We start from the raw sequence: 24,271 nt of genomic DNA, 5'->3' as shown, positions 1-24,271 counted from the left end.
CCATCCAAGGGCTAAAAGCCTGCTTTTCGCTCATATCTTTCAAGCCATACCTCCCCTACTTCCTTTCTTCCCAGAAACTGTGAAAGCAAGTTCAATTGCATGCGCCAATCCGTATCCACCCAAGGGACAAGAAAGACAGGTGCAATATCACTAAGCCTCTCCCGCTCCCCTATAGAAGCAAGATTGTCAAAACCAATAATGAAATCGGGAGAGGCAAGCTGGAGCTCTTCCCACTTTAGAGATTCAGCTAGGCTCAACGGAAGCACATTGTCCGTTTCAAATTTTCGATTATAATAATGGGTCCAAGGATGATTGGCAGGTGCGGCAAAAGGGATAATTTGCAGAGCAAGCAATACCCCGATACTCAAAGAGTGATAAGCTGCGATTTTTTGCTTGCTATTCCGCTTAAAGGCTGCCGGGGGAATACCCGAAATTTGTTTAAATTTATGCCTGAAGTAAAAATCATCGTTGTAACCAACATACCGTGCAATATCCTTAAGCTGATACTGGCTGCCCGCTCTAATAAGCTGCTGAGCCTGCTTAATGCGGTGAATGGTTAAATATTCAATTGCGCTGCAGCCGTATCTTTTTTTAAACAAACGCATGAAATGCCGCGAGCTGATTCTAGCCACTTTTGCTAATTGTTCAATCGTTAATTCTTGCTGATAATTCTTCTCGATGTAATATTTAACATACTCCAAAGATTCATCTGAATCACTGACTTGTAAATGAAGAGCATCCTGCAACAAAACGTATAGCAGCTCTTGAAAGTAAATTTGACCACGAAAACGCTGCAGCCGATTCTCGCTCCACAAATGCTGACAAATATTCTCACACAAGACTGTAATGGTAACTGGGGATAAGATAGATATCCTGTCTGCAGCAGGAAACTGGCTATTTTGCTTGACAATTATCATATTATCCGCAGAATTTCCGTCTTCCTCAATCACATCGAAACGGATGTAATACAGCCCTGTTCATCAAAAGAATGAACGAGGATCTCAATCAGTTGACCAGGAGAACAAAAATAAGCGTTGCCTTGCCGAAGCTCAATAAATCGGCCATCCATGGTGAGCCAGCCTTGGCCGCTTGTCACAGCAAGCATGAGATGCGACTCAAGAAAATGAAGCGGTAATGTCCACTCGTTGGACGAGCTTTTAATATGTTCTATTTCCCTTAGCTTGAAATTCATGTTTTCCATTGAAGCATATTGAAGGTTTTCATCCTTTTTTTCCAGGTCTATCAAGCAGGTTGACCTCCCTTGTGATTATAGGTTCATTCTTATAATTCGATAAGTTTAATAATGCAAAGATCAAATGATAATCATTATCATTCATTGTAACGGATATATAAAATAAGTGGAAGCATTGCATTAATATCAAACAAAAAAAACTCCCGAAATCAATTAAGATTTCAAGGAGTTTTCTGGCTTTCTGATGCGCGTAGAGGGACTTGAACCCCCACGGTTGCCCGCTAGATCCTAAGTCTAGTGCGTCTGCCAATTCCGCCATACGCGCGCAACAACAAGATTTATAATACGATAAAATCAAACAGATATCAAGCCCTATTTAAAATTATTTTTCCAGGTTGGTTTCGATTCCCAATTTCCCTTTCAATAATCTCAGTGTTACAGCCGTATTTCGCCAGAAATCTACGTCTCCATCGGGATCATGAATAAAGTCTTCTAACGCAGCTACATCAAATTCATCGACAAACCACTGAGGTGGAGGTGTCGGCTCCAAGACACTAACTGTTTTGAGCAGCTGAGCAACTTTATTCTCCAGCGTTACAATACGTTTGATCATATCTTCCATATCTTCCTTCGCCTCCAAATCATAGGGATGAAGCTTATATTGTTCAATTATTACAATTAGCTTATCCGCATATCGTGGGTCTGTTGCATATCCAGCATTTTGCAGTGCATGTGCTGCTCCTTTGTAATCCAAAGCTTTGCAGCGCTCAAAAAAACCAGCCTTGGCATAACGTGTATTCTCAACAAGAAACCTGCTATGATCACTTACACTTTCACTCCACGAATTATAAACGCGAAAACCATCCTTGATCGTCACCCCTTCTCCATTGATGAATTCCTTTGTATCTAATTCTTGACCTTTGCCTTTAATTCCGAATAAATTATTACCCGGTGCACTGGCACCGGATGCACTCTCTAGAATGCTTTGAGCGATGGTGATGCTGGCAAGCACAGTCGTTCGCTTCTGATCAGCTATGGCTAAAGGTACCATTAACGAAATAAAATCGATTGTCTTCACTTGAGAATCCCTCCATCCCTAATTTGGCTTAATCACTTATTTAATATTTAGCTTAGTTGCAATATATGTGCCAATAATACCTAAGGCTACCCATAATATCTTTTCAATAAAAGTGTCCCATTTATTCCCTGAGTAAGATTTCATAGCCTCAAGTGTAAGCGAAATGGTATCCATTCTTTTGTATATTTCTTTGACATATACCTTCATTTCTGCAAATTCCAACTCATGGCCTTTCAATTCCTTTTCTAGCTTTTCTTGTCGATCCTCTACTCTATCAAGCCTACTATCGATCTCTCGGAATCGTTGCTCCATTTCAGCTCACCTCCACATAGTATTCTATGAAACAACTCTATTAAATTCCTATTACAAATCACCCTATTGCAAAAATAAAAATGATAAAAAGCCCGCTTCATGGTAAAATATTAGCTAATAGCTAGTTTCACTGGGGGATTAATGGCGATGCAAGAACTAATTGGAAAAATTGTTAAATATGATGTGATGAATAACGTTGGATTGGTTATCATCAAAGCTAATACCCCTATATTGCAAGAGCATTTGGACTTGGCTAAACGTCACCGCATTAACACAACCGATATTATTCTAGATAATGGCATTGTTTTCGCAACCTCTTCATCCAATCCTATGAGTCCTATTAATTTAATGACTAGGCACGTTGTCGATCAATCTATTCGCTTGTTTCGTTCTATAGAATTTAATAAAGAAATTCCTGTTGCTGAAATCGAGAAAACTATTCTGCCAACCGTTCAGAAAATTTCAAATGATGCCAATATCTTCAACTTATTCGAAGCCGTCAGAGCTAAAGATGATTATACTCATCAACACAATATTGGTGTTGCTGTTTTGGCTACACTTTTAGGTAAATGGTTAAAAATCAGTGGAGATGACTTAGCTACCCTTTCACTCGCGGCAATTCTGCATGATGTAGGGAAGGTTAAAATCCCAGTAGATTTGCTCAATAAAGTAGAAAAATTAACAGTAGAAGAATATAAAATTATCCAACAGCACACCGTTCTTGGCTATCAGATGCTGCGTGAAACACCTGAACTCACCCATCAAATAGCATCTGTTGCACTCCAACACCACGAAAAAGAAAATGGAAGCGGTTACCCACTAGGATTAAAAGGCAATAAGATTGATTTATTCAGTAAGATTGTCACCGTCGCAGATATATTCCATGCCATGTCTTCTAAACGGCCTTATCATGATCCAATCCCCTTCCACTCCATTGTTAAACAAATGAAAGAAGGGATTTTTGGCGAGCTTGAACCGCAAATCGTATCCGTTTTCCTAAGAAATATCACTCGTAAATTAGTTGGAACTCAAGTGGTTTTAATGGATGGCCGAATTGGAGAAATTGTCTATATTAATCCACATGATGAATTGAAGCCCATGGTTAAAATTAATGATTTATTTATTGATCTGAGCAAGGAACGACATCTTCATATTAAGGAAATTGTATGCTAAGCTTTTCTTTTAAAAGGAGTACCTATGGATATCCAGTATTTTATAACCTTCCGCGAAGTTGCACGCAGTCTGAATTTCACTAGAGCCGCCGAAAGGCTTGGATTTGCCCAACCGACCATTACGGTGCAAATTCAGAAGCTAGAAAAAGAGTTTAACATTCATTTATTTGCACGAGCTGGAAAATCATTGAAATTGACGGCTGAAGGCACCAAACTGCTTCAATATGCAGATCGAATTGTAGATGCGTATAGAGAAGCAGGTGAAAGCTTTACAGCATTAGCTCCGATGGATATCAAAATTGGCACCATAGAAACATTAGCAGCCTATTATCTCCCCCCTTACCTGCAAATCTACCGAAAAAATTATCAGAATAACAATATGACCATACTACCTTCCTTCCAAGAAGATATTATCGAAAAAGTAAAGCAAGGCTACATTGATTTTGGCATTATCATAGACTCCCCTTTTTCCAATCCAGAGCTGCGTACGGTTACGATTCGTAAGGAAGAATTGGTTGTTATTTGCCCGCCTGGACATCCTTTCGAGCAGCTGAAAGAGATTACTTTTCAAGAAATGCAAGACAGCTCACTAATCATGACCGAAAAAGGTTGTACCTATGGAACAGCTTTAGAGAGAGCTTTGGATAATGGCCGTATCAACTATCAGGTCGTTTCGGAGTTAGGCAGTATCGGAGCGATTAAACAATGTGTGATCTATGGATTAGGCGCAGCCATGATTCCGCGAATCACTGTTCTTGAAGAAATTAAACAAAATCAGCTCATAGCCATTCCACTTAAAGATGGCCTACTGCCGCCTTTCTATACGCAAATTATCATTAGCACTAATAAGCATCTTCCCCCTGAACTTGAGGCGCTGATAACTTTATTGTCATCTGCCGAATAAATGATTTATTTTGAACGCAAAAAAACCGTTGATTTTTACGCTCAACGGCAGGCGCTCGGGATCCACAACCTTATATTCAGCTCCGATCACTGTTGGAAAGGTAACATCCCCTCGCTTGTGTTTACCCTCACAAGGAGTACGAATGCAGATGTACCAAGGGAGGTCGTGGCCTTTATCTGAAATTAGGGTTCAATACTACTGTACAAGATGTGCCTCGGTAAATACAAGATCCAAATCGTCCTTTTTATTGCTTTCAAATTTTATTCTGAGCTTAAGTACCCCTGTAAGGTTAACTTCCACTCGTAACGGCTCATCTCCACCTTTTAAACCAGGTGAGGTATAGATTTCTTTGCCGTCTCCATAGATGTGAACTTTGCCTACAGCAAGGCTATTCTTATCGTAGTCGTCTATACCGAGATATCCGTAAATTTGTTTATAATTTCCCTTGAGGTTGTAATCTATAGAGCCCCAGCCCTCCGACAGTTCCCCCAGATATATCCCTAGACCGTGACTATATGAGGTTCCCGCTATTACAAACTCACTGCCATAAGCATGGCTTTTATCATCCTTAGCATTCCATTTATCAAAGGTTAAATAATCATTCAGCGCTGCACCGTCTACTCTAGCATAATTCATATCGCTTAATAACACCGTTTTCCCTAGCTTCTTCCCCACCCAAATTGTATCCGTTTCTCCATCCCAGGTGACTTCTTTTCCTAATGCTTCACTAATAAATCGTAAAGGGACATAGGTCGTTCCACTATGAATAAATCCCTGATTTACAATAGGTTTCTTCTGTACCCCATCTATCATATATTTCAGATTATTGAAATAGACTTCAATCTGTGTGCTATCCTGAGCATAAGCTACGGATGTCGTCAGAATAGCGCAGCACATAAAGCCAATAATGAACCCCTTGAAGCCTTTAAGTGCCTTTAACATTACTCGATCTCTCCTTGCATTTCTAGGATGGTGTTTCTAATATGACAAGCATTTGCTTAAAAAAAGCTTCAACTCCGAGATGCCATTTGGGATCCTCTGCATATTTGCGATTGATCCACTCTAAAGGATGGATATCGTAGGGACGCCCTTTTATTAAAGTTAATATCGTTTTCGCGGCAATTTGTGTAGAATCTGCAATATCTGTATTATACTCTTGCCAGCTATGATGCACATTAAACGGATTGTTCGCTATTTGAGCTGCCTTTTTATTTGAATTTGGGACTAAGGATTGTTCTTGGCCTGCAATCGCGAGCAGCAAAAATGGATGGATATTATATTGTTTGGCTGTTGCGATAATCGTTGATAAATACGGTTCTTGCGCCAGCATAGAATCGCGCTTTTTTAACCATTGGCGAATAGGCTCCATTTTAACGGATGTATAGGTATAACGAGAGGTTAGCGCGTTGTCTAATGTTATTGGAGCCTTGATTATTAATGGCTTTATAATAAACTCCGCTTGTGTTCTAAGTGCAGCTGCATATGTTACTATTTCCTCTGAGCTTAATGTTAGCTGCTGCGGTTGTAATTGGAATATAGGTGAAGCAGGAGGGTAATTAGGCTTGAAACATAACGAAAGCAGCAACACTAATAAGATAATGCCCACGTTTCTTCGATTGTTATCCCAAAGCTTGACATACCAGTGTGTCTGAATCGGAAAATATAGTGATATTTGAGCATGCTCAGTCTGGAACATCAATTGATTATGTTGATACAATTCAGCACACATTTGCATCTTTTCGATAAATGGTGCTATTTCTTCGCTCGATTGGTTCTCACTTTGCAGGCGCACCCATTGCTCAAGTGGTTGAAGTAATTCAATATTGGCTGAACTCAATTCCAAACAAGCATTAAAAATATCCAAAGAAGCAATGCGGAAATTATTCTGGCTATAGGCATTCTGCAGAAGCTGAAGCCGTAAACGCTCCTTAGTTTCCTCATCTAATAAAGGAAGATACGCATCCATATGACGGTGTACGGAATTGGCTAGAATACCGGCTCTTCGTGTTGCTGAATAAGTAGGGAATTTCTCGGCAATGTACAGCTTCATACTCCGAATATTCGCATTTGTCAGGATCGACTTCTCTGCCAACGACATCCATAGAGAATCCATGCACCTACACCCTCCTACCATCCATTAAAATGCATCCAAAACATTTCGACCTATTTTTCAATATTCGACAGCTGGAATCAAATCCCTCTCAATTTCGTAAAAAAGTAATCTGTTTGTAATATGATTAACATCAACTGGTAATTGATTAAGCCTATAATAAGGGTACCTCCTTTTTTTATAAATAAATTAAGACCTACAGCCAGATGACTGTAGGTCTCTTTTTGTGCTATTACTTTGGTTCAAACTTCAAGCATGCTTCACCTGAGGATTGCAGAACAACGGTTGAAGGCAGCTGTTTAGATTTAAAATTGAAAAACTTACAGCCTCGAGGTGAATTACTATCCCAGGTGACATAGAAATATTTGCATTTCATACAATCAATTTTTGGAGCAATAGGTGGCATATTGGACAGACCTCTTTATTAGAATAATAATAGCTTGACTATTCGATGGCTTGGCGACCGGAAAAACCTTCCTGCCGACCGTGAAAGTAACCAATTCTTGCTTCACCTTGCCGCCAGCAGAGTAAAACCTCATTCCCATTGATAATAGCTGGAAAATCTACCAAGCCAATATCGATATCTTTAATCTCAATCCCTTTATTTTCAACAGAGTTCATATGTGACTTCGCTTCAATTTGCATAAACTCCAGTTCCGTTTCCATTGTAAAAAACGGATCTTTATCAGAGGAATTGTTTTTATTTTCACTAAATGCTTGCTTCTTCCGTTTTAAATCCAAATACTTCTCTTGAAACTCCCTTTTTAGTGCTTGAAGCTTAATTAATTCCTGATCAACAAAAGGAAGCAGCAAATTAGCTTCATCTAAAGTGAAATATCTGGTAGTCATCCTCATTACCTCCTGAACGCTTTCAGTTTGTATTGTATTTCATACCTTTATCCATTATGCTTTCAATATTACTGTTAACGGGCAATATCTTACCCGTTGACAGTAATACAAGATTGACACGGAGGTCACCAGTATGAAAGCAGCCCTATACGCCAGAACGGGCTCATTGGAGCACGAAACTCAGAATCAGCTTCAGCAATGTAGGGAATATGCGCATAGTAAGGGCTGGCAAGTCGTTAATATCTATGAGGATAAAGGCATTAGTGCACATGAGCTCGATAGAATAGGAATGAAACAAATGCTTGTTGATGCTGAATCACATAAATTCGATCTGATTATTATCTCGAGCTATGATCGTTTATTTCGCAGCCAAAGCTTCATTGAAGAGCTTTTAAATAAACTTTATTCGTATGACGTTGTTGTTGTCGTTGCTCCCTCAATTGTAACCTAAACGATTCAGAAATTAAAGTTTCCTCATTGTGATAAGGAGGTAGATCGGATGATACATCGTAGAATGACCTTACTTATTCTGATATTTAGCCTTTTAATGCCTACCCAAGGCTTTGCTGCTACCACTACTACGGATAACTCTGTGCTATCAAAAACTCTTGTAGCTCATCTGCTTAATCAGGATCGAAGCTTTTCCATTACCATTGCCAATAAAGCTCAGCTTAAACAACTAGATACCCTAATCAAAGCAGCGATAAAAGTAAACGACTATACGCACTACATCATCGGTGGTTACAGCTATTCAGCCAAAGAAACCAAATCATCCGGGATTAAAGCCACCTTTACCATCACCTACTTGGAGAATAAAACCCAAACTGCCTATGTAACCACTCAGGTTAAACAAATACTTAAAGACATTATCAAACCGACAATGGATGATTTTCAAAAGGAACGAGCCATTCACGATTATATTGTTTCTCATATAGCTTATGATACGAATCTCGTGAATTATTCAGCCTATGCCGCCTTAACAAAGGGAAAAACAGTCTGCCAAGGTTTTGCTTTGCTTACTTATCGCATGTTAGATGAAGTTGGGATAAAAAATCGGATTGTGGAAGGTCATGCTGGAGGAAGATCACACGCTTGGAATTTGGTGTTCATTGGAGGCAGCTGGTATCAGCTTGATACCACCTTTGATGATCCTGTACCTTTTGAGAAAGGGCGAATCATTGATACCTACTTTAACTTGACGGATGCTGAGCTGGGGAAAGACCATACTTGGGTTCGGGGTAATTATCCAGCAGCGACAACTATCTATAAAGATAAAACAAAAGTAGCTGCAAAAACGGACAAAGCAATTAAAGCGGAGACAAAAGCTGAGGTAATTTCTACCGTGCAAGGCCTTAAGACAAAGATCGAAGCTGCCATGTCCCGAAAGGATCCAAAGCTAACCTTACTCTATAAACTCGCATCTCGAAATTTAGTCAAAGATTTGCAAAGCGCAGCCGTCAATAAGAAAGAACTAGGTGTTAGAACAATCGAGTATTCCGCGCAAAGAGACAAAGATGGCATCACAACTCTAGTTTTATACTTTAAATATGCATAGCTTTGTAATCTAAATGTAACCTAATCACCATCTCCTGATAATATAATAGGTGTATATTAGAACTACCCCCTTTTTTGAAATATAAATTATAAAGACCTACAGCGGTTTTGGCTGTAGGTCTCTTTCTGTCTAATAGGGAGAAATTATTTGGTAGGAAACTCTTTGGTATATTGCTCAACATTCATATTTTCGATTAAGGTTAGAATAAATTGGGTATCGATGTCAGTACCATTTCTAGATGCTTTTATTTTGTAGTATTCGTAAATTTCTTCTGTAATGCCCAAAATAACATTTATTCTGTCATGGTTATCTGTCATTCTACCACTCCTCCACAGGCTAGAGATATCATACGTGCTACGATTTATATACACACAATATGGGGGAACTAAACACTATAAAGAATTTAATTGGTGTTTCAATCATAGACTAATTGGTTATATGTAAATATAAACGAAAACAAAAAATGATGGAGGTAATGATTATGCCCTTGTACGCAATTTCACGAGTAGAACCCGTTACTGCGCCAACTGTCCTAAATACATATACTAGAGATGAAGAAAACTCACCATTTTTCAATAATTACATAGGTCGTACGAAAGCATTTATTGCCAACCCGAATAAAAACCCCTACAGTACACTGGATAAGATTGTTTATATGGAAAAAAGCGTTCAAGAAAATCTCGGACAACATTTAAATATCTTCGGCTAGGCTGTAACACAAATGTAACCTTGCGTTAATCTCCAGTTAATTATCTAAGTGTATATTATAAATACCCCCTTTTTTGAAATATATAAAGAAGCCTACAGCCAAATGGTTGTAGGTTTCTTGTTTTCTTAAGCAAAAAGAAGCCCTTCTCAGGACTTCTTGTTTAATGCAGCTTCAAACATATCTATAATTTCTAAAAAGCGCTCCGCTTCACGAAAAACGTGATCCGCCAACAGTGGATGGATAATGCTTTTAATTTTGCATTGCTCGATTAAGTCTCTTGCTGTTTGTTTGAAATCACGTAACGATTTGACTGATACTTTATTCTGATCGAGCATTTGAGTTAATAACGGAGCCGTTTGCGATTGTGGTCTCATAAAATCCAATTCTTTGGCTTGATATAGAAGCTCATCAAAGTCATGACTGAACTCGCGCGCTTGTTCCACTAGCTTACGTTCGGATGGATCTAGCAAATGCCCAATAAATTTAGCATGATCTGCCATGATTCTTAGGAAAAATACATTCTCATCAATGATCGCATCCTGAAGCGGCTCAAGCTTCCCTTGATTCAGCTCCACCAAACGATTTCGGAAGTAATTAGCCTCTCTGCTAGTATGATCCACTAACAACGGAAAATTGTTCTGCCCAGGAAGTCGGCAGGTCAGAATCAAATCTAAAATTCTGCGTTTAAAAACCCATATATGTGAAACTGCTGAATGTACCTCAATATTAAATTGTTGAATGGTTGTAGGATCTACATCGCCTTGGAAAGAATGAGATCGCTGCTCGATACCTTCAAAAACCCTGTAGAAGTGATTCGCTTCGTTGATGAGCTGCGTATCCTCACAACGAAATCCCAATCTTAAAAAGAATGAATGCTCCTTCATAATCCTCGACCAAAACCGGATTTCATCCAATGATTGAACCACAAACCGATCGCTCATTCCGCTTCCTCCTGTAATAAGACCTACTTACAGGGTATGATCGGGTTTAGAGGGATAGACTTTTTTGTTAAATTGCATTGTAATTCACGGCGATTTATTTCCTTAGAAAGCAATAATAAAAAAGGTTCATCGCACCCTATTTGTTCGGCCATTTCAAGAGTTTGAATAAGTTCATAATCATCCAAAAATTCCATTAGCAGTCCCCCCATTATTATAATTCGACCTTAAGGTCGGTTCTTCTACAAAAATCGCAAAAAAAGAACATCTGTTTCCATTCATTATATACGAACATATATTCTAAATTCAAGCGAACAGAATGTGAATTAATAAAAATTGTTTTAAACTATCAAATTTAGTTTATACTAAATTAAAGTGGCTTTTTTGAGCTAGCTAGATACATTCAAATGTCCGGGAGGAATAGGGATGATCGATCAAATTAAACAAATAATTTCTTTCTACAAAGCCAACCCAATTACCGATTCTAAAGTTGCAAAAGACGTTAACATGCTGATTAGTTATATTGAGCATTTAGAAGGTAGTAAAATAGATTGTAAACAAATATTGTACTTGATAGAGCAAGGAGAAAGAGAAGAATTTGCAAGGACAACAACTGATCTTGTTGAAGCCAAGAAAGCTAAATGGAACGGTAAAAAAGTAATTGCCTATGACGGCGTATATGTTACAAAATTTTAATTTTAGTTGGCTTATGGAGCTCTGAACAATGAAAGTCCTCATCATTTGAGGGCTTTTTATTTTGCTTTAGTTGTGTAGAAACAGTAGGTGAAATTGATCGAAAAAGTGAAATAAATAGCTAATTCTATCTATGTGAAATGCCAAATTGTTTAAAAATCTCTAATTAAGGTTAATAATATAACCAGAGAAGGAGTGAGACATATGTCATTGAAAAAGAAAAAAATTATATTCACAATTGTTTCCGCTTTAATTTTAACAATACCGCTTGGGTGTTCTAAAGAAAACAACGCCCCAAACCAAGCCCCTACTGCAACAAGTAATGTTGAATCGCCAAACGCTACTCCAACCGCTATTAACACAATAGAACAGGATCAAGAATTAACAAAAAAATTAACAAGCGAAAAAATCGTTCAAAGCGGCAAAGTGTATTTGACAGGGGATAAAGCTGTCGCCTCTATTACTTTTAAAGAAGGAACGGACGAAAAAGCTATTAAAGAACTATCCACAAAATATGCCAATACATTAAAACAAAAATATACTAATAAGAAGATCGATGCGTATGGTATTTTGAAAAATCAAGTAGTTTTAAATATTTCGCTCTAATTCAAATAGAGCACAATCAAGTAACCCATGGATTAATTCATGGGCTTTCTCATATTTTTTTGGTGCAAAAGATTAAATATTTTAATTCACAACTAGAACATTTGTTCTGTTTTTGGTATACTAGAGCTATATTTCAGCTTTACGCTAAAACAGGAGGCTTTATATTGAAAATTTATTATGATCAATTGGATGATGGGTTATTAGCTCCCATCTGGATGCTCTTGCCTATCCACACTCTTGAATGGCAATTGGAGCGCTTCTATGTGTCGTTTAATTCTCCATATGAACAATTTACAACCAATGTTTTTGATGCAAAGCCTTTATACATAATAGTACAAATGGAAGACCTTTTTCGTAATTGGAAGGAACGAGAAAGTATTGGCATTTCCCTCCATTCTATTCATAAACGATTTAATACCAATAATGAAGAACTCATAATTTCAGATATAGAGTATATGCTGGTCCGCATCTTAGATATTGAAGAAGTGCTACAGATGAATATTCAAAGCCTATTTAGCTTTGTAGAAACTAACAATGAGATGGCATGTCTAGCAAAGTGGTAAAACGTGTAGTAATTAAGTATTTTTCATAAAGAAAGAAACCTTCTGTCTAATGAAATTATATGGTATTAATTACCTATATCTGATAGACTAATTTTTACAAGAATAGAGTAAATCACCTTTTGCTAAATACCCCTTCACCCATTTATTATTGATTTTTTTAAACGTAGATGAACTAAGACAAATAAGTAAATAATAAACAATTAGGAGCAATCGATGTGATCAAGAGAAACCCTTTTTTAGCTGCATTATTTTCATTAGTTACACCTGGTACCGGACAAATTTACAATGGTCAATTGAAAAAAGGTATCGTTTTTTTATTTTTTCCAATGATAATCGTCATAATATTTTCTGTCAGTAATTTACTTACTTCCTTCCAAGGTTTTATCAATATGATTGGAGTAATACTGCTATTCAATCTTTACATATTGATTGATACAATTACAATTTCAATAAAAAGAAAATCCATCCAAAGAACCGCTTTAAATAAATGGTATATCTATTTACTAATCATTCTTGTGATGCCCCTTGTCTTTTTTATGTCAGAACGAAATATAGCGGGTCTTCGAACATTTATTACGGATGGGCCTTCTATGCAGCCAACTTTAATTGCTAATACTAGATTTATGATTACTACAAATACTAATAACCTAATGCACGGTAACATTATCATTTTTAATGCGCCTGAAGGGAAAATGTATGTAAAAAGAATTATTGGTATAGGCGGTGACACTGTAGAAGTAAAAAATAATAGTCTTTATTTAAATGGCAACGAAATTAATGAGCCCTATCTAAATGAAAAAGATAATATGGATTTTGCCCAATATACCGTTCCGGAAGGCGCGTACTTCGTGATGGGAGATAATCGAGCACAGAGTCATGATAGTCGTGCTATGGGTCCGATTACTAAAGATAATATAATAGGGAAAGCGTTGTTTGTTATCTACGATAATGGAAAAATAGTATTCAATAAGAAATTGTAAATTGGAGCTGCAATTAATGAAAAAATTTATTCTTCTAATAATATTTGTTCTAACCCTTTCAGCTTGTTCCAAACACACAGCTCCAGCGAGCCCATATATTCCCCAATCAAAGCCTGGAGTCATAGAAACTGGAACTGAAATTGAAGGTAACCAAGTTCAACCTACTTTGGCTGCTACAGAATCCCCGATTTATCTGAAATAGATGAAACAAAAAGGAGGAATGACAAAATAATAAAAGTCGTAGAAGGTGCGATGGAATTAGTTGTGAGTAGTTAACTTTAAGGTAGGTGGATATCGATGAAAATGGTATTGTGGGTATTTTTGTGTTTTATTTTATTTTTAGTATTGATTGGCATCGTAAAATTTATTGCAAACAATTCATAAGACTCTTAGGCTACCTTCAAATTAAATTCAGTATTCAACCTTTATATTAAATGTACCCATAAACATATGTGTTTAATAAAGTAATCTTCAGACATGTTGCTGGAGATTTCTATTTTATCAGGAAATCCTCATGTAAAATTAACTAATATATAATTAAATCCTAATTCAACGTGAAAAGCTCCCTATAAAACTTCGAATTTTTGCAGAATCTCCGTTTTTCTAAACTATTAGCGATAGGAATTCCATCTAAATGCTCCATATTTGCATTTTATCGTTAATTATAAGGAGGTTTTCCAGTAAATCGAACTAATTCAGTATGTAAAAGTAAAAAGCACCTCAATCATCCAATTTTTAGTTATCCTCCTGAGCGAAGGTGCATATACAGAACCCTTGTTTGACTTTTTTTGCTGGGGTTAGGATAATAATTTAGTTTGCTGCTACGACAATGGGGGTCTTATTAAACCGAAGCGAATTACTGAAGCGAAGATTGTTCTTGCAAAAAAAGCAGAGGTTAAGCAAATACGTTTACAAGATTCGAGGTACTATGCAAAACGAGGCTGTATTAATCATGGAACAATCGATAAATGCATCTAGAAATCCTACAAAACCTGTGGATAACTAATTCTTGTTATCAAATGTTATCAAATTTTATTTTGAGTATGATTTTTAGTGATTTATATGAGTCTAGTAATAACCCCTAAAAATAAAAAAAGCCTTATAGAATAAGGGTTTTTCTTTGGTGGGCCTTGAGGGACTCGAACCCCCGACCAATCGGTTATGAGCCGACCGCTCTAACCAACTGAGCAAAAGAAAGTGCATTATTAAGTTTTGATAAGTCCATAAATCCATATTCTATAAGGATTTAGCCTATAATTACTATTACACATTTTAAACAGTTTGTTACCATTTACGTTACCATTTTTCATATATAATCGTTGGACTAATAATAATATAAAAATAAGTTATTAATTTATTTTAACACACGTTCAGTTCCATCGCCTATCGTTTTCACCTTAGCTCCATTTTACATTGTGAAATTACCAATCAATATCTCCCTCATCCCAAACCTCTACCTCTTTAACTTCGGCCTTAAGAATATTTCTTAACGGTACCCACTCGCATTCATCTTGTTCAGCATAAGGATCCTCAAGAATAATCTTGACCATTTGCAGCATTAAATCTAATTTTAAAACTATGCCTGAAATATTCCTCAGCTCGTATTTGCCAAATACCGTTAGAATAATAGTTGCATTCGTTTTTATTGCACTTTCAATTGCCTGGTTAATCACAGCAACCTCTTGCTCATCCAACACTGGTTTAATTAGCTTTTTAATTGCCTTGTTCTGTTTAAGAATTTCCTCCCTATGTTCTGGCAGCATCATTCTACTGCTTTCCCACATTCCATTACCTTCTAATTTTTTTGCCATATCGCTACCTCACATTTCGATTGGTCTACATCTAACAACTCGCACATTTTCATACTTGCTTGTATTTTAAGTGTTTCAGAAAGGTAATATAGTGTGTGTTCTTGAGCACGGCAACTAAACTTGTACTCTACCCCATCTGCAATCTTCTTTTTTTTATAAATCTTTATTCCTCTTCCAGTCAAAAGAACTTTGAGGTTGAATATATCTTTAAATATTAAATCTTGTCTCTGCCGGTACATCCCTTTTATTATTGTTGGGAATTTAAAATTAACTTCGTCGACCTTTTTTACTTCGTGGTCAATCACATCCGAGACCACAGATAAGGTAATATAATCGTAAATCATCCACATTTCTTCCTCTGTAATCATATTCTCCATGTAATCACTCCGAACGTTCGTTTCCTTTAGTATATGTATTATATGCGAACATGCATTCTTATTTCAATAGATATTTTTATAAATAAGAACCCCGATCTGATAATAATTTTTCCCAAATAGAAAAAGGCCTTTCCCAGTAGCTCGAATGAAGGCTTATACCGTAACCTTTAGTAAAAGAAAAAGGAACTACTCAGTATCAAGCAATTCCAGTATCGTGTTCCGTTAGCATAGAAATGGAACTATTATGCTGTGGTTGTGAGTATCAGAGATGAGATTGTAAGAAAATTCAACCAATTGCTTCGTATCTATAGGTCATTATCATCTTCCAAGTATTGAATAAATTCATTCAACTTGGGAAATTTATTTTGATTACTATCGCATATTTGTAATTCACCTAAAAGAAAATAACTGTATTCCTCTAAAATTAGTTTTTTAGCTGCATCTTGTGCTTGGCACAATCTACATTTGTCAAGCCACATACGTACATTCACTCTAAGAAGTAAAAAAATTATTTTTTCAAGTTCTGAAGGTCGTTTAACAGGATGTTCGCTATAATATGTATCTTTATAATCTGATAGTTCCCGCATTGCTTCCTTTAGAGTTTTTGAAAAACAATTGAATTTTTTCCTAAGATTATCTGGCTCCATTTGTAAATAATTTTTCTCAAGTTGATAGTTGTGTAAGTATAGTAATAGCGCAGTAAAGTTTGGAACAAAGTCACGATACTTATGTAACACTTCAATAACTTCCCTATCAATGGTTGATACCACCCTCTTTAAATTAGATTCAAATTCCATTGAATTGAAGGAGGTAATAGATTTAAAGCTTTTTTGATTTCATTTAAATTATTATGGAATTCTATTTGGAATTTAAACAGTTTTGATTCAACTTCATCGTCTAGAATTTCAATTTTTTCCAGGAAATTCATTTCAAAATAACGCCCTTCAAATTCATTTATTACATTTTGAACTATCCAAACCCATTCATCTTGAAAAATATGATAATCAAATATTTCTTTTTTGGGAAAAAAAACAGGATGTTCATAAATTTTCATATCATTTCATCCCTTCTTTTATATAATAACTATATTGGATATTCTTGATGACCGTAAAAATCAGTTTTTCATTCAGTAGAAATTAGCAACAATCTTTTTTCAAATCCTCCACGATCTTCTCTCTTCTTTATTCTTATTTCCTCAAACTCCTCAATGGACACACCTTTGTTTTCGAGTAACGCAAACACCAACTCAACTAGGTCTGCTAACTCTTCAACCTGGTCACTTGGACTTGCAGTTAAGTACTCATCAAGCTCTTCTTGAAGCTTTTCGTTAAGCTTTTTTGAATACTCATCTTCACTTAACTCAGAGACAGAATACATAACTCCTTTTGATTCCATGATTTGAGGAATTTTATCACGAATTAGTTTATTATAAATTTTCATCTAATTCTCCTTTAATATAAATTTAGTCATATAATAAAAAATGATGGATATGGGGCCATCTGGCAGTTGCTAAAAACCATCAGCTTTTTCAAAACTGGGTTCCCATTCAGCAGCTTTAAATGTTTTAGCAAAAATAAATCTTCTTTCTAGAAAAGTCTTCCGGTTATCCGAATTCAGTCCAGTTCTCATTATTAATGTTTCCTTTAGAGGGTGATTACTTTCTATTAAGTACTCATTTCTTTTATGAAGTCTCTGTAATAAATCGTATTTTGGTAATCGTGCAAATTTGCCATTTTCTTCGCCTCGATTACAGTCAGAACAGGTTAACACTAAATTCCATACGCCATTTAAGTCTAAATCACTGGTAGAATTATACTGAACACTTAATGGAATAAAATGATCAACATCGCAAGTATTAATTTCGTTGCTATTTATTGAAATTGGACCATAACAATAAAAACATTTCCCTTTTTGATATCCATTCAGTGGTTTTCTTACAGGGGTTAATGAAATCCTATTGTGGGAATTTAAGTAACCTTCAGGAGTGACCGGTCTAAAAGCAAACAATTCTTCTAAATCAAAATCATATTTTACTTCTAAATTTGTATTTTTTTCGCTCCATGCTGCCTCAACTAAACTCCATCTTCCTTCAATTTCCTCAAACATATTTTCAACTTGAGTTCCTTGATTTAACATATATAGGTCGTCAGTTAAGGTAATTCCTAACCTCCTGCCCTGTATGTCCTTTTTAAAAAAATAGTTCTCCAAACTAGTATTTGGAAGATTATGAAAAGCATCTATCACATTATTGAACCCTTGTTTTTCAGTTATTAGTAGTAATTGATCATAAGTTATTTGATTTTTATCAAAGAGCTGACAAGCTTGAATAAATTTTGAACTACTACTTGTAATTTGCCTTTTATCTCTTCTTACGTGTTCCAACATATGCTTAGCAAATATTGGTGATAGTTCCTCTAAAGATACAAATCCTTTATCAGATTGTCCTAGTTCTAATAAGGATTTTGCTAAGGCAAATTTATAAGTTGCAACGTTCTTACCAAACAAAAAGATAGATCTAAATTGGCTTTCTAAAGTTTTATCATTTTTTAAAAACTCGTTCATAATATCATTCCTCTTGGAGAATTATTTCGGAGATTTTTACATTGTTCCTTTTAGCAATACTTTCGTAAATTCTACAAAGTAAATATTAAACTATCCTCCCGTTAGCCATTCATGCACTGCGAGACCAGCGTAGCACACAGAAGATGAAAATGAATTTTCGTGGTAGTTTAACACTTAGTTTAGTCTAACATGTTTATAAGATACTTTGAATGGTTTATATTATAGTAATACGAACTTCGGAGGTGTTTAATATGTGCGGACGATACACAATTACTGTTTCAGAGGATGAACTGATAGCTAGATATGCAGCTGAGGAACCAACAAATAGATATCACACACCGCGCTTCAACGTGGCACCGACTAATCGGGTACCTGTTATCTTAAATGATGAGGGTATTACTAAAATCGATGCCTTTAGGTGGGGGCTCATTCCGTTTTGGGCGAAGGATACAAAAATCGGGTACAACTTGATAAATGCAAAAGCAGATACAGTTGCAGAAAAACCATCTTTTCGAAATGCATTTAAGCAGCGCAGATGCTTAATTCCAGCAGATGGTTTCTACGAGTGGAAAAAGAATGGGGCGGAAAAGCAACCATATCGAATATTACTTAAAGATCAGCTCATCTTTTCTATGGCCGGTTTGTGGGAATCATGGACAAGTCCTGAGGGTGAGGAAATTAAAAGCTGCACAATAATTACTACAAATCCGAATGAACTTATGATTGATATTCACGATCGCATGCCGATGATATTGAGTGTTGAGGATGAACATAAGTGGTTGGATAAAAGTCAATCGGTAGAGGAATTAAAGGCAATTCTGCAGCCGTTTCCTATGGATAGAATGAGGGCTTATCCGGTGAGCAAAGATGTAGGCAGTGTTAAGAACCAGAACGCGGAGTTAATCGAGGAAGTAAATTAAACAAACTCGCATAAAAAAATATAGGGGCCAGCTCAAAAGAACCGACTCCTATACATTAATAACTATATTTTAATCTTCCCAGACATTGTCCATTAAGTACGCAATTTCCTTTGTCCTACTCTTTGTCTCAGCTTGATCGGTAATCCAAATACCATCTACGAGACAAACGCTATCACCTGGTTTAACATTGTTATCAACATCAGATTTTGTAATATCTTTAGTTACGCCATCTATTTCAATAACTACAAATTCTCCTTCAAAACGATCAACTATTCCCTTCATACATATAACCCTCCCTATTTTTACTCACACGCAACACCGTCACCATCTCTATCGAGTTTGCTACTATATCCTGGATCTCCTTCATAAATCGGGTCTGCTCCTGCATCCCTAACAGCAGTACAATTTTTATAGTACACATCCCCTTGAACAACCGCAGGTTTACTTGTAGGCTTTGCAGTGGCTTTTGGTGTAGGCTTAGTGGTTGCTTTGACCGTAGGCTTAGCTGTTGGCTTTTGCGTTACTACACCTGCTTTTTCCGACTTCACAGTAATATCTTTACCATTTGATGAAAAAATAATATTACCTTGTGTATCGTTCCTGTATATCTTTATTTTCTTATCATTCAACTTCTTTAACACTTCCTCAGTCGGATGTCCGTATTTATTGCCTTTTCCAACTTGAATAACGGCATATTTCGGGTTAACGGCTTTAAGAAAATTTGTGCTCGTTGAAGTTTTTGAACCATGATGGCCAACCATTAGAACGTCGGACTTTAGATTTACCTTCGATTTTAATATATCCGCTTCGCTCAAAGCCTCGGCATCACCCGTTAAGAGGAATGAGTTACTGCCATAGGTTAAATGGATAACAGCGCTCATTTCATTTGTATCATCATAAGTACCAACTGGGGCAATCATTTCTACATTAATATCTTTTTCCCAATCAAGTACTAAACCTGATTTGGCTGTTGTGACTTTCAAGCCTTTCTTTTGAATTGAGCTCAGAAGATCTTTAAATGTCTCTGTGTTTGCTTGTATCTTAGGCATATAAATTTTTCCAACGTCGAAATTGTCTATAACTGCATCCAAGCCACCAATATGATCTGCATCCGGATGTGTTCCGATAAGAATATCTATTTTTTTAACATTTTCTTTTTTCAAGTACTTTACGATCAACTCTTCTTTATCGTTGTTTCCAGCATCAATCAAAATCGTTTTACCGTTTGGTGAAACAATTAATTGTGAGGCACCTTGTCCTACATCTATGAAGTGAACTTTTAGGGTACCTTTAACTGCTGCTGCAAGCTTTGTTATCCCGCTTGCAGAAACATCTGCTTTTGCTGTTTCAGCTTTAGCATTAATTACTGGCGATGTCTCAATTTGATTAGAAACTGTCTCTTTTGAATCCACTGCACCGGTTGAAGTACACCCCAGTAATAGTAATGAAATTGATATCAATAGTGCTAGCATTTTACTTTTCAACATTTTTTTGATTTCTCCCATCTATTTCTGCAATCTAACTACTTAAGGTTATTGTATTCCTGCATTTTGGAAAATTACCGCATCCTAAAAATACACCCCGTGGACCGGAACGGCGAATCATATTTGCACCGCATTTGCCGCAATTTACATCTTCAATTATTGGATCGGCAAATGTTTGTTTTTGAATTACTAATTCTGGTACTATATTCGATATTTCCTTTGCTGGCTCAATTGGAGCAGTGGGGTTCATTATTAATATCATTTCAATTAATTCATTTCGAGTAATCAATCGAACGTTATTTGACTTAGCTAAACTATAAGCTGCAGTTGTATAATCACTATTAGATACTACCCAGGCTTCTGAAGCGCCATAATAAGACATTGATGAATGCGCTTCTTGAACAGCTTTAAGTCCTACATTCTTACTGTAGCGCTTTGCTTGAACTACTATTTTCTTACCATCTTTTGAGATTACGAGATCTGCACCAAAGTCTCCTGCAGCTTGCGTTACTTGCACAGAATAACCATGTCCTTTAAATAAATGACCAAGATAATGTTCGAACTCACGGCCATCCATTTTATCAATGTCGGCTATTCCTGACTTCATTAATTTTTCTTCTTGCAACATTCGGCGGTAATATAGTATGCCTAGAATTATAACAAAAACAACACCATCCGAAATTAAACTTATCTTAATAGATTTCGTTGCAATGAGTACTAAGAAAAATGTAGCTAATAATAACATCATTAATAGACTTTCAATTAAGTCTACTTCTTCCTTCTTTCTTCTTCTCGCCATTAATGCCATCCCTTTTCTCAATTAGTTAGTCACCTAATATTCGACAAGAGATACCATATTCCTCCATAAGCTAACGGTTAAATTAAGAATTGAATATTTAATTCAAATCTCAATAGTTCCCAGTAGTGCTAATCTGAGTTATTTCGGTGAGTAAAGGTGGGGAGTTAATCGAGGAAGTGTAAACACAAAAATCCCCCACCTATGATAGCGTGAGGGCTTTAGTTTTATTTAAAGAATATCAACATAGCGTGGTGTACTGCCCTCTCGTTCTTCCCTACGTTCTCCGCTTGATTCAATCCACCTGATTGATTTGCTAGTATTGTCGAGCTCCCACCGTCGCCATTCAGTGCCATTACAGCACCCTTATCCAACATGTAAAGAGCTTCCTCTTCAATGGTTAGGCCAATATCCGAATTAGTTCTGCCGTCAGAAATAGCAAGCAGCAAATCTCCATTCTTATCTATTCCCACAAATGTTCTCTGGCAGCGGATCAGATTGCCTTTAATATCCTTGCCAATGTCATGAGCTGTTTCCTCGAGTTTGTTGTAATAATCCCAACTAGCTCGACCATTGCTAACTACTAACGGAGAACCTTGGACAACAAAATTACTGTCACTCATTTGGGTTAAGTCACTTATAAAGAACTCTCCCAATCGAGAAGATAACTCTTTCCATTTTAAGGTTTTGCCTGATGCACCATTAATAAATTTAGAGCCATCATAAACCGTACCGATAGGAAGCTGAGACTTGGAATCGAAAAAAGGGAAATTGAATCCATAATCCGCTTTAAATTCCTTTACTAGATCCGAGACCTTAGCTCCTTTACGAGCAACAAATTTAATTGTTATCCGGGACTTGTCCATCTTCAACAATCGGACATCCGTTGCTTTTGTGGCGTAAGGTTTACCAGTTGTTAAAGGGATATATTTCAGCTTTCCGTTCACCTCAACAATCCGTTCCTTGGTGATATGAGGATTATATTTCATAGGAGCTCCTTTATCGTAACTATCGAGATTGTAATCTGTTATGATTTTCAAAAGCTTTGACGCATACTTCGGATCAGTAGCATAACCTGCTGCTTGTAGTGAGAGAGCTGCTCCAATATAATCAAGTTTTTCACAACACACGAAGAATCCCGCTTTAGCATATCGAGTGTTGCGGATCAGAAATGCACTGTGGTCCGCGATACTGCCTGTCCAATCCTGATAGACAATAAACCAATCTTGGATTTGAACATACTTGCCGTTTACATATTCTTGTGTCCAAAGATACTGGCCGGAATTTGTCGTGCTCTTAATACCAAATAAATTAAACCCAGGAGCATGAGCACCAGAAGCACTTTCGAGAATACTTTGTGCAATCGTAATACTAGAAAGCACCCTTGACCGTTTTTGATCTGCAACGGCGAAGGGTGCTATTTGTGCAATAAATTCTTTTGTAATCATTTCCCTCCGCCTTTCTGCTTCTCACTTCGTTCTATTTTCGCTTGGATTTCTGAGGAAATATAAATGAGAACTTTGTTCGGGATCCACCGATCCCACCCAGCACGCGCTGAGTTTGCAGTAAGACTCTCCGCGCTATGCCGCGCCAACATTAAAGTAAGAGCGTAATAGACACAACCTGGCTGACTAATTTTAAAAACATGAACAGATATCATATCCAATGCAAATCCTATAAATGGTATCAATAAAATAAGTGTTGTTCTAAGGACTCCTGAAATACCATACTCGCTTGAATATGTCCCATCCTTCCTAGCAGCTGCAGACCCTGAGATCCAATCACCAATAATAATCAAAAACAAAAACAAATAACACCAAAACTTCCCCGAGGAAAATGCCTGCTCTAGAAATGGGGCTGCAGCAGCTCCAACCGCACCGGTTGCTACATTCTTATATTTAAGCAATGTATCCAAGCTTAATATCGATTTTAAATAACGGTCCATAGTTTCTCCTTTCTACTTCAATTATCATAAAAAATAGCCCCGAATGAACGGGGCATGAGTTTTGTAATTATGCTGCAGGAATGAGAGCAACGATCTCTTGCCATTCTGACTCTGTTATTGACTCTCTCGCAAAGGCTGCATCGATCTGAGCCAATGTAAATGTGTTGGCACTATAAATCTTCACTTCTGCAACATAGCCAGCAGGGATGGTTGCAAAGGTTCTGGTACCATCGATCACGATCATGTTAGCATAACCTCGCGCCATTCGTTCTCTAAGTGTTTCAGACATTCTATCACCTCCCCTCTATGACAGGTTTCTAAATTATTTCAGCTGCAATAAGGGCTTCTAGGATAAACATTTGGTCGTCCTGTATTTGGGCATCCCTAGCGGCGAGCCTTACGGTTTCTGTTACAAGAGCTGCATTTTCAGCTTTTAGAGATGCTATTTCTTGCTCAGCTGTTGGCGGAACGGGCGGAGCGTTCGCTTCTTCGTCTTCTATCTCTTGATCAATCTCAGCTTGAGTTCGAGCCGTAAACACACCACTAATTACCCTGTATTTACGAGGGTTACTTAGCGCGTCCTGCCATTGTTCTTCCGTAATTTCTATGGCGGTTTCGGGAATCTGTTCTTCTGTATGCACATCATCGTTATAAAATCCGATGATCTTTCCGTTAATGTCTGCATTCGCGTAGTATTGGTTAACCAATTTAAAAC

General features: G+C 36.9%; 34 protein-coding genes and 1 tRNA gene. 11 read left to right on the top strand and 24 right to left on the bottom strand.

Annotation, left to right across the window (positions count from 1 at the left end):
- Positions 1-11: 11 nt before the first annotated feature.
- The 5 genes from EHS13_RS14060 to EHS13_RS14040 all read right to left on the bottom strand — a co-directional run bounded on the left by EHS13_RS14060 (position 12) and on the right by EHS13_RS14040 (position 2,582).
- Positions 12-917, bottom strand: coding sequence for an AraC family transcriptional regulator (locus EHS13_RS14060; RefSeq protein ID WP_155700944.1), 906 nt, complete (start codon positions 915-917; stop codon positions 12-14).
- A 29-nt stretch (positions 918-946) separates the two neighbouring features.
- The gene (locus tag EHS13_RS14055) at positions 947-1,201 is read right to left on the bottom strand and encodes a hypothetical protein (protein WP_227013934.1); all 255 of its coding nucleotides are present in this window, start codon (positions 1,199-1,201) and stop codon (positions 947-949) included.
- Between the two features lie 236 nt (positions 1,202-1,437).
- Positions 1,438-1,517: transfer RNA gene (locus EHS13_RS14050), tRNA-Leu, on the bottom strand.
- Positions 1,518-1,574: 57 nt separating this feature from the next.
- Positions 1,575-2,270: a glycoside hydrolase family 73 protein gene (locus tag EHS13_RS14045; protein WP_155700942.1), complete on the bottom strand. Its 696-nt coding sequence runs from the start codon at positions 2,268-2,270 to the stop codon at positions 1,575-1,577.
- Between the two features lie 36 nt (positions 2,271-2,306).
- A complete protein-coding gene (locus EHS13_RS14040) occupies positions 2,307-2,582 on the bottom strand; it encodes a hypothetical protein (protein ID WP_155700941.1) in 276 nt (91 codons plus the stop codon).
- A 147-nt stretch (positions 2,583-2,729) separates the two neighbouring features.
- Here EHS13_RS14040 and EHS13_RS14035 point away from each other — a divergent pair, with 147 nt between their 5' ends.
- Both EHS13_RS14035 and EHS13_RS14030 read left to right on the top strand, forming a co-directional pair.
- Complete coding sequence (locus EHS13_RS14035; RefSeq protein ID WP_155700940.1) at positions 2,730-3,755, top strand: HD-GYP domain-containing protein; 1,026 nt, start codon at positions 2,730-2,732, stop codon at positions 3,753-3,755.
- Positions 3,756-3,779: 24 nt separating this feature from the next.
- Positions 3,780-4,658 carry a LysR family transcriptional regulator gene (locus EHS13_RS14030; RefSeq protein ID WP_155700939.1) on the top strand — a complete coding sequence of 293 codons (879 nt, stop codon included), beginning with the start codon at positions 3,780-3,782 and terminating at the stop codon, positions 4,656-4,658.
- Between the two features lie 195 nt (positions 4,659-4,853).
- Here EHS13_RS14030 and EHS13_RS14025 read toward each other — a convergent pair whose 3' ends face one another.
- From EHS13_RS14025 to EHS13_RS14015, 3 genes are all read right to left on the bottom strand, one after another.
- Complete coding sequence (locus EHS13_RS14025) at positions 4,854-5,600, bottom strand: NPCBM/NEW2 domain-containing protein (protein ID WP_155700938.1); 747 nt, start codon at positions 5,598-5,600, stop codon at positions 4,854-4,856.
- A 22-nt stretch (positions 5,601-5,622) separates the two neighbouring features.
- Positions 5,623-6,771: a hypothetical protein gene (locus tag EHS13_RS14020; RefSeq protein WP_155700937.1), complete on the bottom strand. Its 1,149-nt coding sequence runs from the start codon at positions 6,769-6,771 to the stop codon at positions 5,623-5,625.
- Positions 6,772-7,212: 441 nt separating this feature from the next.
- A complete protein-coding gene (locus EHS13_RS14015; protein ID WP_155700936.1) occupies positions 7,213-7,617 on the bottom strand; it encodes a DUF2203 domain-containing protein in 405 nt (134 codons plus the stop codon).
- Between the two features lie 133 nt (positions 7,618-7,750).
- Here EHS13_RS14015 and EHS13_RS14010 point away from each other — a divergent pair, with 133 nt between their 5' ends.
- A complete protein-coding gene (locus EHS13_RS14010; RefSeq protein WP_155700935.1) occupies positions 7,751-8,068 on the top strand; it encodes a recombinase family protein in 318 nt (105 codons plus the stop codon).
- Positions 8,069-8,116: 48 nt separating this feature from the next.
- Entirely contained in the window at positions 8,117-9,172 is a 1,056-nt protein-coding gene (locus EHS13_RS14005) for a transglutaminase domain-containing protein (RefSeq protein ID WP_155700934.1), read from the top strand.
- 143 nt (positions 9,173-9,315) lie between these two features.
- On the opposite strand, the gene EHS13_RS14000 is transcribed toward EHS13_RS14005, so the two are convergent.
- Entirely contained in the window at positions 9,316-9,489 is a 174-nt protein-coding gene (locus EHS13_RS14000; RefSeq protein ID WP_155700933.1) for a hypothetical protein, read from the bottom strand.
- Between the two features lie 164 nt (positions 9,490-9,653).
- Between EHS13_RS14000 and EHS13_RS13995 the strand changes: the two genes are divergently transcribed.
- Positions 9,654-9,881, top strand: a complete 228-nt coding sequence (locus EHS13_RS13995; RefSeq protein WP_155700932.1) for a hypothetical protein — start codon at positions 9,654-9,656, stop codon at positions 9,879-9,881.
- A gap of 146 nt (positions 9,882-10,027) precedes the next feature.
- Here the strand turns inward: EHS13_RS13995 and EHS13_RS13990 are convergent, their stop codons facing one another.
- Both EHS13_RS13990 and sda read right to left on the bottom strand, forming a co-directional pair.
- The gene (locus EHS13_RS13990) at positions 10,028-10,822 is read right to left on the bottom strand and encodes a DUF2935 domain-containing protein (protein WP_155700931.1); all 795 of its coding nucleotides are present in this window, start codon (positions 10,820-10,822) and stop codon (positions 10,028-10,030) included.
- A 23-nt stretch (positions 10,823-10,845) separates the two neighbouring features.
- A complete protein-coding gene (gene sda / locus EHS13_RS13985; RefSeq protein WP_162463106.1) occupies positions 10,846-11,016 on the bottom strand; it encodes a sporulation histidine kinase inhibitor Sda in 171 nt (56 codons plus the stop codon).
- A 229-nt stretch (positions 11,017-11,245) separates the two neighbouring features.
- On the opposite strand from sda, the gene EHS13_RS13980 reads away from it, so the two are divergent.
- The 5 genes from EHS13_RS13980 (at position 11,246) to EHS13_RS13960 (ending at position 13,863) form a co-directional block, all read left to right on the top strand.
- Positions 11,246-11,515 carry a hypothetical protein gene (locus tag EHS13_RS13980; protein WP_155700929.1) on the top strand — a complete coding sequence of 90 codons (270 nt, stop codon included), beginning with the start codon at positions 11,246-11,248 and terminating at the stop codon, positions 11,513-11,515.
- A 201-nt stretch (positions 11,516-11,716) separates the two neighbouring features.
- The gene (locus tag EHS13_RS13975) at positions 11,717-12,118 is read left to right on the top strand and encodes a hypothetical protein (protein WP_155700928.1); all 402 of its coding nucleotides are present in this window, start codon (positions 11,717-11,719) and stop codon (positions 12,116-12,118) included.
- A 164-nt stretch (positions 12,119-12,282) separates the two neighbouring features.
- On the top strand, positions 12,283-12,681 hold the full coding sequence (locus EHS13_RS13970) for a hypothetical protein (protein ID WP_155700927.1): 399 nt from the start codon (positions 12,283-12,285) through the stop codon (positions 12,679-12,681).
- Between the two features lie 215 nt (positions 12,682-12,896).
- Positions 12,897-13,661 (top strand): signal peptidase I, encoded by a 765-nt coding sequence (lepB, locus tag EHS13_RS13965; RefSeq protein ID WP_155700926.1) that lies wholly within the window; start codon positions 12,897-12,899, stop codon positions 13,659-13,661.
- 16 nt (positions 13,662-13,677) lie between these two features.
- Positions 13,678-13,863, top strand: coding sequence for a lipoprotein (locus EHS13_RS13960; RefSeq protein WP_155700925.1), 186 nt, complete (start codon positions 13,678-13,680; stop codon positions 13,861-13,863).
- 1,219 nt (positions 13,864-15,082) lie between these two features.
- Here EHS13_RS13960 and EHS13_RS13955 read toward each other — a convergent pair.
- The 6 genes from EHS13_RS13955 to EHS13_RS13930 form a co-directional block, all read right to left on the bottom strand.
- Positions 15,083-15,472, bottom strand: a complete 390-nt coding sequence (locus tag EHS13_RS13955; protein ID WP_155700924.1) for a YolD-like family protein — start codon at positions 15,470-15,472, stop codon at positions 15,083-15,085.
- The gene (locus tag EHS13_RS13950; protein ID WP_155700923.1) at positions 15,457-15,849 is read right to left on the bottom strand and encodes a YhjD family protein; all 393 of its coding nucleotides are present in this window, start codon (positions 15,847-15,849) and stop codon (positions 15,457-15,459) included. The genes EHS13_RS13955 and EHS13_RS13950 overlap by 16 nt, the downstream gene beginning before the upstream one ends.
- A gap of 305 nt (positions 15,850-16,154) precedes the next feature.
- Positions 16,155-16,646 carry a hypothetical protein gene (locus tag EHS13_RS13945; protein ID WP_155700922.1) on the bottom strand — a complete coding sequence of 164 codons (492 nt, stop codon included), beginning with the start codon at positions 16,644-16,646 and terminating at the stop codon, positions 16,155-16,157.
- Positions 16,625-16,903: a hypothetical protein gene (locus EHS13_RS13940; protein ID WP_155700921.1), complete on the bottom strand. Its 279-nt coding sequence runs from the start codon at positions 16,901-16,903 to the stop codon at positions 16,625-16,627. Before EHS13_RS13940 ends, EHS13_RS13945 begins: the two co-directional genes overlap by 22 nt.
- Before the next feature lie 68 nt (positions 16,904-16,971).
- Complete coding sequence (locus tag EHS13_RS13935) at positions 16,972-17,289, bottom strand: nucleoside triphosphate pyrophosphohydrolase (RefSeq protein ID WP_155700920.1); 318 nt, start codon at positions 17,287-17,289, stop codon at positions 16,972-16,974.
- 69 nt (positions 17,290-17,358) lie between these two features.
- A complete protein-coding gene (locus EHS13_RS13930; protein ID WP_155700919.1) occupies positions 17,359-18,411 on the bottom strand; it encodes an HNH endonuclease domain-containing protein in 1,053 nt (350 codons plus the stop codon).
- A 251-nt stretch (positions 18,412-18,662) separates the two neighbouring features.
- Here EHS13_RS13930 and EHS13_RS13925 point away from each other — a divergent pair, with 251 nt between their 5' ends.
- Entirely contained in the window at positions 18,663-19,331 is a 669-nt protein-coding gene (locus tag EHS13_RS13925; protein ID WP_155700918.1) for an SOS response-associated peptidase, read from the top strand.
- A 69-nt stretch (positions 19,332-19,400) separates the two neighbouring features.
- Here the strand turns inward: EHS13_RS13925 and EHS13_RS13920 are convergent, their stop codons facing one another.
- The 7 genes from EHS13_RS13920 to EHS13_RS13890 all read right to left on the bottom strand — a co-directional run bounded on the left by EHS13_RS13920 (position 19,401) and on the right by EHS13_RS13890 (position 24,263).
- A complete protein-coding gene (locus EHS13_RS13920) occupies positions 19,401-19,613 on the bottom strand; it encodes a DUF3006 domain-containing protein (RefSeq protein WP_155700917.1) in 213 nt (70 codons plus the stop codon).
- A 20-nt stretch (positions 19,614-19,633) separates the two neighbouring features.
- Positions 19,634-20,818 (bottom strand): MBL fold metallo-hydrolase, encoded by a 1,185-nt coding sequence (locus tag EHS13_RS13915; protein ID WP_155705356.1) that lies wholly within the window; start codon positions 20,816-20,818, stop codon positions 19,634-19,636.
- Positions 20,819-20,849: 31 nt separating this feature from the next.
- On the bottom strand, positions 20,850-21,635 hold the full coding sequence (locus tag EHS13_RS13910) for a restriction endonuclease (RefSeq protein WP_319633425.1): 786 nt from the start codon (positions 21,633-21,635) through the stop codon (positions 20,850-20,852).
- A 203-nt stretch (positions 21,636-21,838) separates the two neighbouring features.
- Positions 21,839-23,059 (bottom strand): glucosaminidase domain-containing protein, encoded by a 1,221-nt coding sequence (locus EHS13_RS13905; protein ID WP_155700916.1) that lies wholly within the window; start codon positions 23,057-23,059, stop codon positions 21,839-21,841.
- Positions 23,056-23,556, bottom strand: coding sequence for a phage holin family protein (locus tag EHS13_RS13900; RefSeq protein ID WP_155700915.1), 501 nt, complete (start codon positions 23,554-23,556; stop codon positions 23,056-23,058). Before EHS13_RS13900 ends, EHS13_RS13905 begins: the two co-directional genes overlap by 4 nt.
- Before the next feature lie 67 nt (positions 23,557-23,623).
- Positions 23,624-23,845, bottom strand: a complete 222-nt coding sequence (locus tag EHS13_RS13895) for a hypothetical protein (protein ID WP_155700914.1) — start codon at positions 23,843-23,845, stop codon at positions 23,624-23,626.
- 28 nt (positions 23,846-23,873) lie between these two features.
- Complete coding sequence (locus EHS13_RS13890) at positions 23,874-24,263, bottom strand: hypothetical protein (RefSeq protein WP_155700913.1); 390 nt, start codon at positions 24,261-24,263, stop codon at positions 23,874-23,876.
- Positions 24,264-24,271 lie beyond the last annotated feature (8 nt).

Origin of the sequence: Paenibacillus psychroresistens (assembly GCF_009728935.1) — a bacterium.
GTDB lineage: Bacteria > Bacillota > Bacilli > Paenibacillales > NBRC-103111 > Paenibacillus_AC > Paenibacillus_AC psychroresistens.
Note: the sequence above shows the minus strand (reverse complement) of the source record. Positions and strands in the feature narration are given on the sequence as shown.

Coding starts and splice junctions, on each gene's coding strand:
- EHS13_RS13900 (WP_155700915.1), bottom strand. CDS start 23,556: ATGGACCGTTATTTAAAATCGATATTAAGCTTGGATACATTGCTTAAA.
- EHS13_RS13925 (WP_155700918.1), top strand. CDS start 18,663: ATGTGCGGACGATACACAATTACTGTTTCAGAGGATGAACTGATAGCT.
- EHS13_RS13975 (WP_155700928.1), top strand. CDS start 11,717: ATGTCATTGAAAAAGAAAAAAATTATATTCACAATTGTTTCCGCTTTA.
- EHS13_RS14020 (WP_155700937.1), bottom strand. CDS start 6,771: ATGGATTCTCTATGGATGTCGTTGGCAGAGAAGTCGATCCTGACAAAT.
- EHS13_RS13955 (WP_155700924.1), bottom strand. CDS start 15,472: ATGGCAAAAAAATTAGAAGGTAATGGAATGTGGGAAAGCAGTAGAATG.
- EHS13_RS14005 (WP_155700934.1), top strand. CDS start 8,117: ATGATACATCGTAGAATGACCTTACTTATTCTGATATTTAGCCTTTTA.
- EHS13_RS13990 (WP_155700931.1), bottom strand. CDS start 10,822: ATGAGCGATCGGTTTGTGGTTCAATCATTGGATGAAATCCGGTTTTGG.
- EHS13_RS14010 (WP_155700935.1), top strand. CDS start 7,751: ATGAAAGCAGCCCTATACGCCAGAACGGGCTCATTGGAGCACGAAACT.
- EHS13_RS13995 (WP_155700932.1), top strand. CDS start 9,654: ATGCCCTTGTACGCAATTTCACGAGTAGAACCCGTTACTGCGCCAACT.
- EHS13_RS14055 (WP_227013934.1), bottom strand. CDS start 1,201: ATGGAAAACATGAATTTCAAGCTAAGGGAAATAGAACATATTAAAAGC.
- EHS13_RS13980 (WP_155700929.1), top strand. CDS start 11,246: ATGATCGATCAAATTAAACAAATAATTTCTTTCTACAAAGCCAACCCA.
- EHS13_RS13960 (WP_155700925.1), top strand. CDS start 13,678: ATGAAAAAATTTATTCTTCTAATAATATTTGTTCTAACCCTTTCAGCT.
- EHS13_RS13940 (WP_155700921.1), bottom strand. CDS start 16,903: ATGAAAATTTATGAACATCCTGTTTTTTTTCCCAAAAAAGAAATATTT.
- EHS13_RS14040 (WP_155700941.1), bottom strand. CDS start 2,582: ATGGAGCAACGATTCCGAGAGATCGATAGTAGGCTTGATAGAGTAGAG.
- EHS13_RS13935 (WP_155700920.1), bottom strand. CDS start 17,289: ATGAAAATTTATAATAAACTAATTCGTGATAAAATTCCTCAAATCATG.
- EHS13_RS14030 (WP_155700939.1), top strand. CDS start 3,780: ATGGATATCCAGTATTTTATAACCTTCCGCGAAGTTGCACGCAGTCTG.
- EHS13_RS13895 (WP_155700914.1), bottom strand. CDS start 23,845: ATGTCTGAAACACTTAGAGAACGAATGGCGCGAGGTTATGCTAACATG.
- EHS13_RS14015 (WP_155700936.1), bottom strand. CDS start 7,617: ATGACTACCAGATATTTCACTTTAGATGAAGCTAATTTGCTGCTTCCT.
- EHS13_RS13915 (WP_155705356.1), bottom strand. CDS start 20,818: ATGTTGAAAAGTAAAATGCTAGCACTATTGATATCAATTTCATTACTA.
- EHS13_RS13905 (WP_155700916.1), bottom strand. CDS start 23,059: ATGATTACAAAAGAATTTATTGCACAAATAGCACCCTTCGCCGTTGCA.
- EHS13_RS13945 (WP_155700922.1), bottom strand. CDS start 16,646: ATGGAATTTGAATCTAATTTAAAGAGGGTGGTATCAACCATTGATAGG.
- EHS13_RS13920 (WP_155700917.1), bottom strand. CDS start 19,613: ATGAAGGGAATAGTTGATCGTTTTGAAGGAGAATTTGTAGTTATTGAA.
- sda (WP_162463106.1), bottom strand. CDS start 11,016: ATGGAATTTTTGGATGATTATGAACTTATTCAAACTCTTGAAATGGCC.
- EHS13_RS14025 (WP_155700938.1), bottom strand. CDS start 5,600: ATGTTAAAGGCACTTAAAGGCTTCAAGGGGTTCATTATTGGCTTTATG.
- EHS13_RS14060 (WP_155700944.1), bottom strand. CDS start 917: ATGATAATTGTCAAGCAAAATAGCCAGTTTCCTGCTGCAGACAGGATA.
- EHS13_RS14000 (WP_155700933.1), bottom strand. CDS start 9,489: ATGACAGATAACCATGACAGAATAAATGTTATTTTGGGCATTACAGAA.
- EHS13_RS13950 (WP_155700923.1), bottom strand. CDS start 15,849: ATGGAGAATATGATTACAGAGGAAGAAATGTGGATGATTTACGATTAT.
- EHS13_RS14035 (WP_155700940.1), top strand. CDS start 2,730: ATGCAAGAACTAATTGGAAAAATTGTTAAATATGATGTGATGAATAAC.
- EHS13_RS13930 (WP_155700919.1), bottom strand. CDS start 18,411: ATGAACGAGTTTTTAAAAAATGATAAAACTTTAGAAAGCCAATTTAGA.